This window comes from Sporosarcina sp. FSL K6-1540 (genome assembly GCF_038620285.1).
Lineage (GTDB): Bacteria > Bacillota > Bacilli > Bacillales_A > Planococcaceae > Sporosarcina > Sporosarcina psychrophila.
In genome coordinates, this window is the sequence record NZ_CP152018.1 from 508,396 (window position 1) to 524,263 (window position 15,868).

Annotated in this window: 12 protein-coding genes; 3 read left to right on the top strand and 9 right to left on the bottom strand. The window is 41.0% G+C overall.

Annotated elements, in window-relative coordinates; all coding sequences use genetic code 11:
- Positions 1–24: 24 nt before the first annotated feature.
- From MKY15_RS02385 to flaG, 6 genes are all read right to left on the bottom strand, one after another.
- On the bottom strand, positions 25–1,500 hold the full coding sequence (locus MKY15_RS02385; RefSeq protein ID WP_342538854.1) for a methyl-accepting chemotaxis protein: 1,476 nt from the start codon (positions 1,498–1,500) through the stop codon (positions 25–27).
- Positions 1,501–2,089: 589 nt separating this feature from the next.
- Positions 2,090–3,559, bottom strand: coding sequence for a methyl-accepting chemotaxis protein (locus MKY15_RS02390; RefSeq protein WP_342538855.1), 1,470 nt, complete (start codon positions 3,557–3,559; stop codon positions 2,090–2,092).
- A gap of 158 nt (positions 3,560–3,717) precedes the next feature.
- Positions 3,718–4,038 carry a hypothetical protein gene (locus MKY15_RS02395; protein WP_342538856.1) on the bottom strand — a complete coding sequence of 107 codons (321 nt, stop codon included), beginning with the start codon at positions 4,036–4,038 and terminating at the stop codon, positions 3,718–3,720.
- Positions 4,039–4,067: 29 nt separating this feature from the next.
- Positions 4,068–4,469: a flagellar export chaperone FliS gene (fliS, locus tag MKY15_RS02400; protein ID WP_342538857.1), complete on the bottom strand. Its 402-nt coding sequence runs from the start codon at positions 4,467–4,469 to the stop codon at positions 4,068–4,070.
- Between the two features lie 33 nt (positions 4,470–4,502).
- Complete coding sequence (locus MKY15_RS02405; protein WP_342538858.1) at positions 4,503–6,047, bottom strand: flagellar hook-associated protein 2; 1,545 nt, start codon at positions 6,045–6,047, stop codon at positions 4,503–4,505.
- A gap of 17 nt (positions 6,048–6,064) precedes the next feature.
- Entirely contained in the window at positions 6,065–6,436 is a 372-nt protein-coding gene (gene flaG, locus MKY15_RS02410; RefSeq protein ID WP_342538859.1) for a flagellar protein FlaG, read from the bottom strand.
- Positions 6,437–6,686: 250 nt separating this feature from the next.
- On the opposite strand from flaG, the gene MKY15_RS02415 reads away from it, so the two are divergent.
- A complete protein-coding gene (locus MKY15_RS02415) occupies positions 6,687–8,684 on the top strand; it encodes a methyl-accepting chemotaxis protein (protein ID WP_342538860.1) in 1,998 nt (665 codons plus the stop codon).
- A gap of 217 nt (positions 8,685–8,901) precedes the next feature.
- Here the strand turns inward: MKY15_RS02415 and MKY15_RS02420 are convergent, their stop codons facing one another.
- On the bottom strand, positions 8,902–9,924 hold the full coding sequence (locus tag MKY15_RS02420; RefSeq protein ID WP_067211988.1) for an NADH:flavin oxidoreductase/NADH oxidase: 1,023 nt from the start codon (positions 9,922–9,924) through the stop codon (positions 8,902–8,904).
- Between the two features lie 116 nt (positions 9,925–10,040).
- Positions 10,041–10,463, bottom strand: a complete 423-nt coding sequence (locus MKY15_RS02425; RefSeq protein WP_067211991.1) for a MarR family transcriptional regulator — start codon at positions 10,461–10,463, stop codon at positions 10,041–10,043.
- Positions 10,464–10,548: 85 nt separating this feature from the next.
- Between MKY15_RS02425 and MKY15_RS02430 the strand changes: the two genes are divergently transcribed.
- Together MKY15_RS02430 and MKY15_RS02435 are read left to right on the top strand one after the other, a co-directional pair.
- Positions 10,549–10,710, top strand: coding sequence for a hypothetical protein (locus tag MKY15_RS02430; protein WP_156476081.1), 162 nt, complete (start codon positions 10,549–10,551; stop codon positions 10,708–10,710).
- Positions 10,711–10,940: 230 nt separating this feature from the next.
- Positions 10,941–12,932, top strand: coding sequence for a methyl-accepting chemotaxis protein (locus MKY15_RS02435; RefSeq protein WP_342538861.1), 1,992 nt, complete (start codon positions 10,941–10,943; stop codon positions 12,930–12,932).
- A gap of 81 nt (positions 12,933–13,013) precedes the next feature.
- Here MKY15_RS02435 and MKY15_RS02440 read toward each other — a convergent pair whose 3' ends face one another.
- Positions 13,014–14,813: a DNA/RNA non-specific endonuclease gene (locus MKY15_RS02440; protein WP_342538862.1), complete on the bottom strand. Its 1,800-nt coding sequence runs from the start codon at positions 14,811–14,813 to the stop codon at positions 13,014–13,016.
- Positions 14,814–15,868: the final 1,055 nt, after the last annotated feature.

A 15,868-nucleotide genomic window follows, 5' to 3' on the forward strand; every position in this document is an offset into this window, starting at 1 on the left:
TCATTATAGCAGACTACTTAACTTTCAACGAACTTCAGCCAAGCTTGCCGTTCTTCGCATTGTCCCGTCCAGCGTCGTCACAATCTGCTCATTGTCTACAACCGTTCCATGAATCGTAGCGTTCACTTCTTCCAGTGATGCACTCGATTCTGTCAGTAAGTCAGCAAATGAGCTTGTCATACGCCCGATGTCCGTCGTTTCCTTTGTAATTGAAGCCATCTTGTCATCAAACATGCCAAACTTCCGGTGAAGGTCACTCAATGTGTTGTGCATGAGTCCGATTTTCATTTCAGCGTCCACCGACAATGCTGCCTGTGTAACAAGTTTCCCTGTACTGTTCGTCAAATTGGCACGCGAGCGATCATTCATCGTGTTGACGTTTTCCAAATTGCCATTTATTTCAACCAATGTCACCGCCGTTAATCCAGCAAGTTTCCTGATTTCATCCGCGACAACCGCAAACCCTTTGCCGTGCTCTCCCGCGCGAGCCGCTTCAATCGACGCGTTCAATGCAAGAAGATTCGTTTGTCCCGTAATCGTCTCAATCGACTTGGCAAGCGCATTCGTCTTCTCGATATTCTCAGTAAGCGCATCAAATGATCCGTTCAAATCAGTGAGATAAATTTCCACTTCTTCCATACCTGTACGCAAGTTTTGCATGACTTCCACCATGTCAGCAGATTCAGCGCGAAGACTAGCTGTATCTTCATTCATAAGATGCGTTTCCTTATGCATATCAGCTACATCATCTTGCGTGCGTTGTGCATTTTTTGCGATGTTCGCAATTTGAAATGCTTCCTGTTCAACACTTGCTGAAACGCCATCCATAATTGTCAACAGTTCCTTCTGTGCTTCCAAATGTCGTCCAGCCGTCTCACCAATCGCCGTCAAATCAGCTGCAACCTGTTCAATCCCTTCATTCAACGAACGATGCTTGCTCTCTTCTAAAAGCGTGTGTGCTGCCTGCTCAGTCGTGAACAAATCGACTTGCATTTCCAGCTTTTTCGTCTGCTTTATTTGGATGAACAGCCCCACTGACATCAAGATCAGCACAAGCGCCAAACTTCCTTTGCTCGCTGCAATTTGCTCTTGATACGGATAGTTCATTAAAAATACGACCAGAACAGCAAGGGACAGCGCAAAACCATAGGTCATAATCCGCATGGATAAATGAACACTTGCAATACCTGCTATGAAAAACGCGATTCCAGCTGTCGCAACAGATGGTTCCCCTATAACCCCATTCAATATCGCGGCAAATCCCGTCACGCCTAGGACAATCCATGGAAACATGCGTTCAAAAATAGCGACCTTTTTCGCCAATGCATAAAACAATAACGTAACAACAACCGGTATCGCCATACTCACTGTCTTCAGCATACCTTGCCCCGTAACAAAATAAAAAATCAAACCGATGAAACTAGAGCCACCAAGTGTTATAAATAGTATGAAGTTCTTATTCGAAAATTCCTTCTGCCGCATGGTATCCACAGTGTGCATTCATAATCCCCCTTAGAAGTTCCTATCTATATACCTATCTTACTTGCCGTTGATTGAATTATCCAACACATTACTGTAAACCGATCATAAGCAATGCATGACCGAGCATATATCACCCTAACCGATCATAAATGACGCACGACCGATCATATATCACCCTAACCAATCATAAGCAACGCATAACCGAGCATATATCTTCCTAACCAATCAAAAACCCCGCACAACCGATCATATATCTTCCTAACCAAGCATAAACCCCGCACGACCGATCATATATCATCCTAACCAAGCATAAACCCCGCACGACCGAGCATATATCTTCCTAACCAAGCATTACCCCCGCACAACCGACCATATATCATCCTAACCAAGCATAAACCCCGCACGACCGAGCATATATCTTCCTAACCAAGCATATACAACGCACAACCGATCATATATCATCCCAACCAAGCATATACAACGCACAATCGATAATATTACACGCCAACCAATCATAAACAGCACACACCGAGTATATATCACCCTAATCAATCGTATACAATACACGACCGGCAAATAATTCCCCAAAAAACGGGGCAACATCGCATTAGTTTCTTATCCGAACTGCTTCCTCATGCGTTTCATTGATATACGTGGCGATTTGTTGTTGTTCTTCAGTCAGTTCGGTCAACGTAGCATTCAGTTCTTCCACAGCCGCGGTACTTTGCTCGACAATCGCCGCAAAATCCATCGTTCGTTCCTGAATTAATGCACTGTCTTCCGTAATTTTGCCGAAGTCTTGGATGAAAATCGATAATACCTTCTGCAACTTCGTCATCGTTTCAAACAAATCTATAAAAGACGCACTAGACTCGTCTGCTACTGCAGTCTGCATCGTTACTTGTTCTAATCCATCTCCAAGTTTTTTAACGGCTATTTCGTTGTAATTGTTTACTTCTATCAAGTTTGCATCAATTTTAGTTAAAGTCTCTCTTGTGAGTCCGGCCAATTTCCGAATTTCTTCCGCAACTACTGCAAATCCTTTTCCTTGTTCTCCAGCACGTGCAGCTTCAATCGAGGCGTTGAGCGCAAGTAAATTTGTCTGTTCTGTGATGGCTTTAATTGCACTTGCGAAAACGTTCGTTTCGTCAATTTTACGTGATAATATACCAAACGTTTCATTTAAATCAGTAAAAAAAGTGTTGAAAGAGTCAATGCTTTCTTTTAATTGTGCAATTTTCATAGTTCCATCTTCGGCTTTTCGACCTGCTTTATTCGCCTGAATCACGACCTGACCTAAGCCTTCTGCAATGACTTGAACCGATTCGTAAGTGTGTTCCGCATTTTCCGCGATATCTGAAATATGATCCGCTTGATGTTGACTACCAACACTTACTTCATTAACAGCCGCAAGCATTTCACGCTGAGATGTGGCAGATGTCTCCGAATTTGAACGAAGATACGCAAGGTTCGATGTAATCTTTCCAACCGCCTCGTCAAGCTTTGCAGCAAGTGCCCCTTCTTCGCGCACCTTAAGTTCTGTTAGTTCGACAAGCTCCTCCACATGCATGAACATCCGCCCATTTTGACGGACAAGCAAGAATAAGACAAGCCCTGCTAGGAAATGAAGTAGTAATAGATTTGTCCCGCTTCCTCCGACGAGTTCAGGAGCAATAAAAAATTGATTATTTATTATCATGGCAATGAAACTCAGTACAAAACCAAACGCCATAATGGCCATCTTGCCATGAATTGAACCTATCACCAAAATAAGGATGATGATCCCTATTGTCCCTAGATTCGCTTCTGAAAAAAAGATGACCCCCATCGCTATTGCAAAATTCATGACGAGTAATAGATATGGCAGAAGAAGTGACAATACCTCAACTTTTTTACTAAGAAAATAGAATAGAATCGCGAGTGCAAAAGGTATGGCAACAGACAATTGAATAGCAATCGGCGAGCGTTGTATGAGTTGGGCTAGTAAACCCAGCCCTGCAGCAAGTGCAAATCCAATCATCATAATCGAGTTTTTCCGAAGCCAATCTGCCCGCTTTAATTGAGTAATATTCATCATCTATTTCCCCTTTGACATCAATTTTCCCTACACTAAATTTCCCATTAATCGTTCTATGTAAAATGTACCATTAATGAACCATCATTCATACAGGTTAAAATAACTAATTATTCAATAAAAAACCCCAGTCAGAGAAGTAATCTCCAACCGGGTAGTAGTTATTGCTTCGTATCGTAAAATGTACCATCTCGCGCTACATTGCTGTAAGGGTTGACGTAGTTTTTCATATTGTCTTTCTTCGCTTGTGATTCCACGATGTCTGTACGAATCAGTTGTGTAAATTGAGCAAGTTTCTTTTGGACATCCACTTCCGTTTCGACAAGACTTTTGCCGAACATTTCTTCTTCGGGCGTGAACGGGGCGGTAATATGCGGTTGCAACTTATCACGATCATCGAGAAGTGCTTCGATGCCCGCAATCGTCTCATCCCGCTTATCTACCGCTGTTTCTTGCGACAACCTCACTAACTTTTCCGTCACATCACGCCACGCTACCAGCGCAGGCCGAATCATATTTCATCTACATTCGCATACTGTTTTTGCCGGTTAATCTGAATAACCTGCTTCCATGTATCGCGGAACTCCGTAATGATAGCAGATGCTTCATCGAACAGAGCACTGTCGTTTTTAATATTGCCGTCAACCAGTCTGCTGTTCGCAAACTCATAGAGGACAAGCATATTTTGAGAAACAGGGTACGACTTATCTAGAGTCAACATTAGCTCAGAAATGATTGCTTGTGCTTTTTGGACAGCCTTGTTCTTTTCTTCAATATTATTGTCATTCATCGCTCTTTTTGCTTGTAGAATGAATTTCAAACAACCATTGTAGAGCATAAGTGTCAACTCGCCTGGCGTTGATGTATTTACAGAGTTATTTTGGTAGGTTGCATAGGGGTTGTTGATAGCCATATCTTATCTGTCTCCTTTAGTTCACTGCTGTTGTTAATTGTTACTAAATGCATTCATAAGACTAGCCGACTGTGAGTTTGCGCGATTGATGGCCGTCTCCATGGCGGAGAACTGTTTCCAGTAGCGGGTTTCCATCATTTTCAATCGATCTTCGAAACGTTCAATTTGGTTATTCATTTCTTTCAGTGAGCGGCCGAGTGAAAACGTATCGTTTACATCGCCCACTTTTCCCGCACGCTGAGCGATTGACGTTTGAGTTTTATCAACTATAGTTCGGAGTTTACGTGCAAATCCTTGTTCAGCCACAGTAGCTCCATCTTTCGAGAACATTTCATGAACTTTATTCGGATCATCACTAATTGCTTTTTTCAATTCTTCTTCATTTATGACGAGCTTACCATTAGCTAAGTAGTCTTTAGACGTTGTAATACCTAGACTTTTTAATGTATCGCTGCCTACAGTCCCCATAAGGGCTGTCCTCATTTGCGTCAGCATACTGGAAATAGTGGAATCGTTACGAAGCGTACCACTTTTCGCTTTTTCTTCCCACATTTCGATATCTTTATCCGTCATATCTTTCTTCTGCGCAGCTGAAAGCGGCTGGAAATCACGATATTTAGGTTCACGGATTTGTTTGTTCAAGTCTTCGATAAGCTTGTTGTATTCGTCGACGAATTTAGTGACGGAGTCGAAGATTTTATTGGTGTCTGGTGCGGAACTGAATGAGACTGTTTTCGCATCTTCTATAACTTTGCCGTCTGTCCCTAATGGTGCAGTTATTTGTTTTAATGAAAATTCAAAACCATTCAGTTGGAATGTGTTTGTTGAACGTTGTGTTCTGAGTCCATTAATAGTGATGTCGGCATTTTGACCTGTAGTTCCAGCTTTATTAATGGAGGCAGCGGCAGCAGTATTTGTCCCACTTACTTGTAAAATATCTGCGAAACTACCACTCATTTCAATTTCAGAACCATTAAGAACTTCACCGCTATGTTTTGCTACAATACTTATTTTCCCAGAGAATGAATCGTAAAAAGCATTTACGCCCGAATTTTTATTAATCTTTTCAAGAACTGACTGAAGTGTTTCGTCTGCAGGATTAAAATCTAGGGTATACCCTTTTTCATCCAGTTCTCCCTTTTCATTAATTGCTTTAATAGTTATAGACTGAGGCGTTTCGATGCCAAGCTCAGAAAGTTTTTTCGACATATCCGCTTCTTTTGTAAAAATACGCTGCTCTTGAGATATGTTACTTTGCATCGTAGCATTTTTCGCCAACTGATGAATCTGTATAGTCCCCGAAAAATCACTAGTAGACCCCATATTCCTAATCGCTACATCATTCGGCGAAGAAATATTCACCGTTTTCGCTGAAAATGAAGTCGAAAGAATCATCGTGTCAAACGTCTTTTTACTGAAATCAAACAGCTGGCGGTTTGTTGTGCGGTAATCGTCCAACTGCCATTCTAAGTATTGTTTTTTCTGTGTAATTTTATCGAGAGGTATACGGTGAGCGTTCATTAAATCCGTTACCATTTTCTCCGTATCCAAACCTGAAGCTAGTCCACTAATTCGCATATTATCTCACGCCTTCCTTAAATTTTCCGATCGACAAGCAAGCCGACAAATTCGCGCATTGCCGCATGGATGTCCAAAAGTTTTTTGGACGGGATTTCCCGTATGACTTCGTCCGTGGTTGAATCAACGATTGTTACATAGTATTCGTTGAGCTTCTCATGGAACTTGAATCGCAATTGTGTATTCGCACTTTCTAAAAACGTGTTCATGCTGTCAGTCATTTGCTTTGCCTTGTCAGCCGGCAACTGTTGTTCATTGCTGGCTTTCTGCTGCACTTTCTCCTGAATCGCTTGCACTTGCACCACCGAGACTTCCGTGTCCGGTGCCATTTTTCCTGCTAATACATTCACTTGATTCACTACGGCTCCGCCATCCATACGACTTACCATTCGCCAAACCTCCCTGTACTTAACAACATTCAATATGATTTATATCGGCAAACCCATAAGGAAGTTAAGCAAATTGGCAATAAAAAGTATTGGGTTTCCGCCAAAGTCATGTTTGCTCGTTTGAATCAAAATAGTTCAACACTACTATTCTCTCTTATTTATTTCATCTACTATCTAAATAAACAAGAATAATTGCCGAAGAATATAAAGTAGTTCATTTAATGTAAGAGAAAGCGAAGGTGCAAGATAAATGTTCAAATCAATCCGAACAAAAATAATTATGACAGTAATGGTGCTATTCCTCATAGGCGTATCCACTATGACTTTCATTAGCAATACGATAGTGAAAAATAATACCGAAGAAAGTATTATCGAATCGAGTGGTGCACTCACCAATGAAATGGGTTATGCAATTGAAAATTTTCTTGGTCAGTACGAGAAAGGCATAGCACAATTATCCACCTCTCCTACAGTGACGGGGTTTACACTTCCTGAAGAAGATGCTACAGCAACCAATTCGATCTCTGTACTGGAAGCTGAACTAGAGAGCTTCCTCGGCTTTTACGAAGATACAACGTCAGTCTATTTGACGCTTCCAACTAAAGAAATAATGATCATGCCGAATGCAGATCTCGGAGCAGATTTTGACCCGACCACTCGGGATTGGTATAAAAATGCGGTTGAACATCCAGACGTTGTCCAATGGTCTAGTCCTTTCATTGACTCAGCTACAGGAGAATTGGTCATCGCTGCCTCAAAAGCCGTGCTATCAAATGGCAAATTAATTGGCGTTATGGGCCTTGATATTCAACTCGGTGCATTGACTGATAAAATAGCTTCCAGTGATGTCGGCTATAAAGGCTACCCAATGCTACTCGATAAAGAAGGCATCGTGCTCGCACACCCGGAAAGCCAAGGGGCTGACTATATGGACCAGCCTTTCATCGCGGACATGTACAAAGGTGGAAATGAAAAGGGTGCCATCCACTACGATTATGAAAGTAACTCCTATATAAACGTCTATTCCACAATACCGAAGTTCGGTTGGAAAATTGCCGCCGTCTATGATGAAAAAAATATCAATGCCGCGGCAAATAATTTACGTACTTCAATGATTGTCGTCGCACTTGTCACGTTGCTTGTCATCTTCGCAGCGCTCTATTTCATCATCAGTCACACCATCAAACCACTTGGCCAGCTAAAGTCACTCATGGATTCCGTATCCCAAGGTGATTTGACAGTTCGTTCCGAGGTCAAAACAAATGATGAGATTGGCGAACTTGGAGATAATTTCAATACAATGATCGACAACATGAACGCTATCATTACTGTCGTCAACGGTTCCGCAGCGAACGTCCGGGCAAGTTCCGAAAGTTTAAGCGCTGTTGCGGAAGAAACGAATGCATCAGGGGAAGAAGTTGCTCATGCAGTGACTGAAATTGCACATGGCGCTTCAAAATCTGCGGAAGATGCTGAAATCGTTACAGAAAAAGCCTATCTTCTTGGCCAACAAATTAATGAAATCACTACGAAGGCCGTCGTCATGTCTGACATTGCAACGAAAGCCGGCGAAATGAATACAAGTGGTCAAGGGCAAATGCAAGAGCTGAAACTGTCTTTCAATGACTGGGAAACCAATTTACAGTCCATGTCCGAAGTAATCGGTACACTTGAAGGTAAAGTAAATGCGATTGGCGGAGTCATGGAAACGATCACTCAGATTTCATCGCAAACGAATCTTCTAGCATTAAATGCAAGCATCGAGGCAGCCCGTGCAGGTGAACACGGCAAAGGATTCGCAGTCGTTGCGGATGAAGTACGAAAACTGGCGGAACAATCGGCCCGTTCAACAGAAGAAGTAAAAGTGACAGTTCAGGAACTTCAAATGGAATCTAGACTTGTCTCAGAGCAAATGAACGAAACACGTGAAAATTTCCAACGCCAAGGTACAGTCGTACATGACACTGAAATCACTTTCGGTGAAATTTCAACATTGATGTCCGATATGCAAGATTCAATCGATGCAGTGTATGAAGAAATTCAGAAAGTCGCGACACACAAAGACGACGTTGCTGAAACAATCCAGACAATGGCAGCAACTTCACAAGAAACTGCCGCGGCATGCGAAGAAGTCAGTGCTTCAACAGACGAACAACTTCGCGCGATTCAATCTGTAACTGATGCTGCGGAGACTTTGACGGAGTTAAGTGAGGAATTGAGTTTGGCGGTTAATCGATTTAAGGTGTGAATTTAAAAAATTGCTTACGACATTTTGTCGTAAGCAATTTTTATTTATGTTATAGCGTCGCTCGCAAAAAAAAATCACGAAAATGTATCCTAAACCCCATTCCCCTTCTATATAAAGAATAAAAGGGGTTACTTTTAACGACAACTTACCTATCCGAATATGCACACTTCACAAACAAACACGATTTAGACGAGGCAACAAGACAACATGAAATTCATTAGAATCCTGCTAAGTACTGTGTCGGCACTGCAGTTTCTTTTCTCAATTGCTTAGCAGCTTCCAATGTCCAATAAGGATTTCTCAGCATACCTCTTCCAACAGCAATAAGGTCTGCTTCTTCATTCCCTATGATTGCATTGGCTAGATTTGGATCATCCAATCTACCGACAGCCATGACTGGTATCTGAAGCGCTTCTTTGATTTGTCTAGCTAACGGTACTTGGTAAGCTACATGTGTTCCTGGTCTCCCCCAAGCTGCGATTTGACCCTCTCCACCAGAAGAGACGTCAAACATATCCACTCCAGCTTCCTGATAAACGCGAGCGAACGCAATACTTTCGTTTATTCCATAACCACCTTCTACATATTCCTTTGCAGAGATACGCATCAATAGTGGCATATCGGCAGGCATTTCCGCTTTAGCTGCTAGAATGACTTCGCGGCCAAACTTGGTTAGATCCTGTCCGTATTCATCTTCCCTTTTGTTGGTAAGTGGAGAATGGAATTGATGGATTAAGTAACCATGAGCACCGTGGATTTCGATTGAATCAAATCCAGCCTCAACCGCGCGTCTTACTGCTTTACGGAACTTCTCCACCATCTCTTTTACTTCATCTGTTGAAAGCGCTCTTGGTGTTTTAGACTTCTCGTCGAATGCGATTGCAGAAGGCGCAACAGGCACAGCTGCATCTTCTGCTTTACGACCAGCATGTGCAATCTGAATCCCAACCTTAGCTCCATAGCGATGACAAGCTTCCACTATCTTCGCCAACGCAGGGATTTGATCGTCAGACCATAAACCCAAATCATAATCCGAAATTCTTCCATCAGGCTCTACATCCGTCATTTCAATCACGATAAAACCCGCTCCACCGATTGCTCTGTTGACATAGTGCAGATAATGCCAGTCATTGGCAATGCCATCTTTCTGGTCAACGGAATATTGACACATCGGTGGCATGACAACCCGGTTTTTTAACTCCAAATTCTTTATTTTGTATGGACTAAACAAATCTTTCATTGCAAAAACTCCCTTTTAAAATATATATGCATTACACATACATATATATTAGTGCTATCTATTCTCCTTGTCAAATCAAAGTGCTTCTATTGAGCACTTCGATAGAACATGGCATTTTATAGCTTTTCTACTAATTGTTTTATCAATCCTTCAACATCAATAGCGGAGAGGTGCAATCTAAGTATTTCACGGAAAGAGACTAGACTTTTTTGTAGCTTCTGCTCACCTAGGTTTGTAAGATGCGTATAGGTACCTCTACGGTCATCTGTACAATCATGCTTTTCTAACGCACCGCAGTTCTTCGCTTCCATCTTCCCCACTAATCTGGAAAGTGCACTCTGACTCAATCCAATCATCTCTTGCAATTGCTGTAATCTCAATTTCTTGTCAGGCGCCATGGAAAGATAATAAAGCACGTAGAATTCTTTTAGCGATAGACTGTACTCAGCCTGCAGAACGTTTTCCAATTCTTTCTTCACTTTATTTTGTATTGAGTCTATGGATAACCAGTTATTCATAAAATCATGATTAGTTGTCATATACTATTCCACCTATTCTAAGTCAAATAATTCTGTACTTCAAACTTAATTATAGAGTAACTAAGCGTTATACTCAATCCAAACAATGGCGACAACGACACCAGAAACAGCAGCCTGTGATAAAGTAAGTGCTTCAACAGACGAACAACTTCGCGCGATTCAGTCTGTAACAGATGCGACAGAAATGCTGACAAAGTTAAGTAAGGAATTGAGTCAGGTAGTTAATCAGATTAAGGTTAAGAATTGAAGCACCACTTTAGACAACGTTTCCATATTAATAGTTGATAAAACTTCAAGAGCGCTTAGGATCTATTAATGATCCTAAGCGCTCTTTATATTGATTTTAAAACGATAAATATAGAATGATTATTATCACTTATTGTTTAATTTATCTATCTCTAAACAAATAAGTAATTAGACCGAAGATTACTTTGTGAGTCAATTCAACTAGACAGATAGAGAAAGCGAAGGTGCGCTATGTTCAAATCAATAAAAACAAAAATTATAGTAACAGTGATGGTTCTTTTCCTCATTGGCGTGACGGCAATGACCGCAATTTCCAGTTTGCAAGTACAATATAAAACAGAGAAAAACCTCATCGATCAGAGTGTTGTACTCGTCGACGAGATGGGTGCTTCGATTACGAACTTTTTAGAGCAATATAAAAAAGGCTTAATCCAAATGTCATATTCCAAAGCCTTAACGGATTATACCAATGTCGGCGATGACATTGAAAAAAGCAGTGCTACATTACAGACAGAATTTAAGGAGTTTCAAAATTTATACGATGAAGCTTCGCAAATCTACTTAGCACTTCCATCAAAACACATGACCCTCGTTCCGCATGCTGACCTTGGAAACGATTATGACCCAACCAGCTTTGAGTGGTATCAAGAAGCGGCAAAAAATCCTGATACCGTCTACTGGACGGAACCGCATATCGATCGTGCGACAGGCGAGTATGTCATCAGTGCCATGAAGGCTGTTCTGAAAAACGGAAAACTTATCGGTGTTCTTGGACTGGATATTCAATTGGCTTCGTTGGCCGAATCTATTTCCGAAAGTGATATTGGCTACAATGGCTATCCGGTTCTATTTGATGCCACTGGAACTGCAATGGTTCATCCATCGTTAAGCGGTGAAAATCTGATGAACCTCCCTTATATAGAAGAAATGTTCATAGGAGGTTTAGATGAAGGGGCCATCCATTACACACACGAAGGCAGCGATAGAGTGAATGTATTCTCATCCATTCCCGATTTCGATTGGAAAATCTCAGCGATTTATCTCAAAAAAGATATTAACGAAATCGCAATCAATCTCAGAAACTCGATGATGGTTGTAGCAATTGCGACACTGCTATTATTCTTCGTCGTCCTCTACTTCATGATCAGCCGTACAATCAAGCCCCTTGGAATTTTGAAATCTTTGATGGATTCCGTTTCAAAAGGTGACTTGACCGTCCGTTCTGACATTAAGACAAAAGACGAAATCGGCGAACTAGGTGCTAACTTCAATACTATGATTGAAAACATGAATGCTATTATTACTGTCGTTAACGGCTCCGCATCGAATGTCAAAGCAAGCTCCGATAGTTTGAGTGCAGTTGCAGAGGAGACGAATGCATCGGGCGAAGAAGTTGCAAACGCTGTAACTGAGATTGCATATGGCGCTTCAAAATCTGCGGAAGATGCAGAAATCGTGACGGAAAAAGCGTATCTACTTGGCCAACAAATTAACGAAATCACAACGAAAGCCGGCGTCATGTCTGACATTGCAACAAAAGCCGGTGAAATGAATACAAGTGGTCAAGGTCAAATGCAAGAACTGAAACTGTCCTTCAATGACTGGGAAACCAATTTGCAGGCGATGTCCGAAGTTATCGGTACACTTGAAGGTAAAGTGAATGCAATCGGCGGGGTCATGGAAACAATCACCCAAATTTCAGCACAAACGAATCTACTTGCATTAAATGCAAGCATCGAGGCAGCACGGGCAGGCGAACATGGGAAAGGATTCGCAGTTGTCGCGGATGAAGTACGAAAACTTGCAGAGCAATCTGCCCGCTCCACAGAAGAAGTAAAAGTGACAGTCCAGGAACTTCAAACAGAATCCAGACTCGTCTCGGAGCAAATGAACGAAACACGCGAGAACTTCCATCGCCAAGGCACAGTTGTAAACGACACGGAAATCACTTTCGGAGAAATTTCAACATTGATGTCTGATATGCAAGACTCAATCGATGCAGTGTATGAAGAAATTCAGAAAGTCGCAATACACAAAGACGACGTTGCTAAAACAATCCAAACAATGGCAGCAACGTCACAAGAAACAGCTGCCGCCTGTGAAGAAGTAAGTGCTTCGACGGACGAACAACTCAGCGCGATTCAATCTGTAACAGATGCAGCAGAAACGCTGACGGAGTTGAGTGAGGAATTGAGTTTGGCGGTTAATCGGTTTAAGGTGTAAGTATTGGAAAACCACTTAGGATACTTTTTCCTAAGTGGTTTTCATTTTCACTAATTTCCCAGCGGACTTTTATAAATAAGCTCAGAGTTTTATATCCTCGGCTGCATCAATGACATATCCTATTGTCGATTCTAATTGGTTGAGCGGATCAAAATTACGTAATTCTTTAAAATCAAGACCCGTAATCACTTCAATTTTTGAAATGGGTACTTGATATGTTTTATATTCACCGTAAACAAATTCCAAATCCTCAATCAGATTTTTTTGAGTTTGCAAATAAGCGGTTGCAGATAGATTTCCATCTTTCTTTACAATGACAGCTATTTTCCAAAACTCTGCTGGTATCTGAACTCCCCTGTAAATAATGTCATCCATCCGAAAAACCGGCCCAGTAAACACTGTCACTTTAAGATTTAAGTTTTCGGCATTGTGCAAAATATAATTCTCCAGATCCAGCCAGCTTTTTTGATTCAGCTTACTCTCCTGAGGAGCACAATTTGTAAAATGGAACGTATCCTCATTTGCCTTTTTTGCTGAATCTCCCCAAACAGGATCTAGCCGGCGGACAAGATGCCCCCGATCAAGCGAATTATTTTTATATAATTCAGGGCCGCACTGGTATTCTGTTTTAATGCGGGAATCTAGATACCATTTGTCCTTACGACCAATCTTCATCAATTGATTGCCGTCAATATTCACCACCGTATAATAGGCTAAACGGCGTGACTTGCTCATAACAATTGAAAAATGCGTATAATGGAGCACATTACTCCCGTCTTTTAACTGGGCAATATCCTGTTCAAGATCAGACGGGAATATCGGATGTGGGACTTCATAATCAACACCAAGAAATTGAGTGTCATACCCCCTCGATGATTCATACCATGAATCGCTTAACTTCTCGACTTCCATCTCTTCAGGGGTATAATCGGGAACATCCCACCCCTTCACGATGTCATACAATAACAACTTTTGATCATTACTCAAGCTGCTGCCTTGCTCCGCGACAAACTGGACAATACTGCTTATACGAATCCCTTCATTGGCGATAAATTCGGTTCGGTTCTTTGGATCTGGAACGCCTGCATGGTGGAGAGAGATTACGATCCATTCGTCATTATAGACTGGTGAACCGGATGATCCGGGCATGGTATCAGTTGAGTAGTGAATATAATCCTCAAATACATCCATAATCTGATTTTCTCTGATTGCTACAGCTTTGGGGGCGCCCGAAGGATGTTGAATAATTGATACACATTCGCCAACCAACCCTTTTCCCGTTTGCGAGATGAGTGGCAAGAACCCAAAATCACTTACTTTTGTACCATCAGCTGACACTTCCTCTATCGCCACTAATGTAAAATCAAGCTTCTTATCCGTTATAAGGAAACGTTCAGGTGTAAAACGGAAGCTTTTCATCGGCCTTTCATTTAAGTCAAGATCAACTTCATAGTTAAATTGTGCGACACTGAACTGAGCCGAATTGTAATTCTCCAAAACATGATTATTTGTAAGCAATAAGGAAGGTGAGACAAGAAATCCTGTAGCATGTCCGAGAACTCTGCCTAAACGATCACGAATCTCGATTCTACAAACAGGAGTGGCTGCTTGTTGTCCTGCTTCAAGATAAGAAACAGGAAATAAATCATCTCGCCCAATAATACGTTCTATAGCAAGTCCATCACGTGGATCAATAATCGCTTTACGAGTTGCGACTCGCTCAGGCGTATCTACTTCAAAAGGATTTTTAGTTTGCAGTTCACTAGCAATTCGTTCACGTTCACTAGAACGAGCGATGTAACGCTTTAATGCTTGTTGTTGGTGCAAATCTACAAGATCCACATGGAGACTTTGAAACTTATCCAGTCGTTTAATAGACATGTTTACCCTCCCTAAATTAGTAAATCAAGCTATACAAATTGAAGTGAAGATTTATTTTGAATCTGATTCGACTCTCCCTGGTAAGGCGCCTACGCTAAATTTATACATGTATTCACAAGTTCAAATGAACACATTCTAATAGTTGTGATTATTCTAACACTAAGTGCATTTTTTTAAAAGTTACTTTATCAGTGGTTTTCAAGAAATTTTTAAACCAATAATAATCCACTATATTACTTTAGCCATTCGGAACCTGTTTTCATTGCTTTTATCCGGTTCTTAAGAGTGATAAAGGGGATTAATCGATTTAAGGTTTAAGTAATTCAAAAAAACGTATTGGACATTTTTCTGTCCAATACGTTTTTCATTTTTCTATCCTATATGAGCTGGATCTTCATTTCATAATTTGTGTTCTTAACAAGAAAGAAGTAACTGCCCCCCCATCGGCAGACGTGTGGACAATTACTCTTTCTTCTCGGTCAAATGGCATTTTCTATCCAACTATTTACACAGTCGAACGATATGCAATATCGACCATTAGTACATCTCCTATTCTACCATTATAGGACTGAATGTTCAAACACTTCTTTCTTTGTATATCTGGTAAATATATAATAGATTACCAGATGGAGCGCAATAACTCAGTCCTACATGCATTTGTTGACCTAAATACCTTCATATGTAGACATTGATTAGTGATTAAACTTAACACAATTATTTTTCAGTAGCATGCGTATTTAGGACTTGCTACAACTCAATAGTTAAGAAACATTCACTCATGATATGTAACATGTACTACTAACGGAAAAATCCCTCTTATTATCTCAGCCGCACTAGTGATTATGCGCTAAAGAGAATTCCTCTTTTATAAGGCTTCCGAATCGATTATTTAATCTATTCATTATTGATTAGACTGAATAATCAGTCCGTGATATAATGCACAAGAGGGTAACCTAAAATTATCCTTGGTTTTTAATGGATATTTAATACTCATTTACGGAAGCAAGTTTACTTAGTGTAAAGGTATTACATATAAAGCGGTGATTTTCTTTATG

Excerpts from the sequence above, each read along its gene's own strand:
- MKY15_RS02385 (WP_342538854.1), bottom strand. The coding sequence starts at position 1,500 with ATGCACACTGTGGATACCATGCGGCAGAAGGAATTTTCGAATAAGAAC.
- MKY15_RS02390 (WP_342538855.1), bottom strand. The coding sequence starts at position 3,559 with ATGATGAATATTACTCAATTAAAGCGGGCAGATTGGCTTCGGAAAAAC.
- fliS (WP_342538857.1), bottom strand. The coding sequence starts at position 4,469 with ATGGCTATCAACAACCCCTATGCAACCTACCAAAATAACTCTGTAAAT.
- MKY15_RS02405 (WP_342538858.1), bottom strand. The coding sequence starts at position 6,047 with ATGCGAATTAGTGGACTAGCTTCAGGTTTGGATACGGAGAAAATGGTA.
- flaG (WP_342538859.1), bottom strand. The coding sequence starts at position 6,436 with ATGGTAAGTCGTATGGATGGCGGAGCCGTAGTGAATCAAGTGAATGTA.
- MKY15_RS02415 (WP_342538860.1), top strand. The coding sequence starts at position 6,687 with ATGTTCAAATCAATCCGAACAAAAATAATTATGACAGTAATGGTGCTA.
- MKY15_RS02420 (WP_067211988.1), bottom strand. The coding sequence starts at position 9,924 with ATGAAAGATTTGTTTAGTCCATACAAAATAAAGAATTTGGAGTTAAAA.
- MKY15_RS02425 (WP_067211991.1), bottom strand. The coding sequence starts at position 10,463 with ATGACAACTAATCATGATTTTATGAATAACTGGTTATCCATAGACTCA.
- MKY15_RS02430 (WP_156476081.1), top strand. The coding sequence starts at position 10,549 with ATGGCGACAACGACACCAGAAACAGCAGCCTGTGATAAAGTAAGTGCT.
- MKY15_RS02435 (WP_342538861.1), top strand. The coding sequence starts at position 10,941 with ATGTTCAAATCAATAAAAACAAAAATTATAGTAACAGTGATGGTTCTT.
- MKY15_RS02440 (WP_342538862.1), bottom strand. The coding sequence starts at position 14,813 with ATGTCTATTAAACGACTGGATAAGTTTCAAAGTCTCCATGTGGATCTT.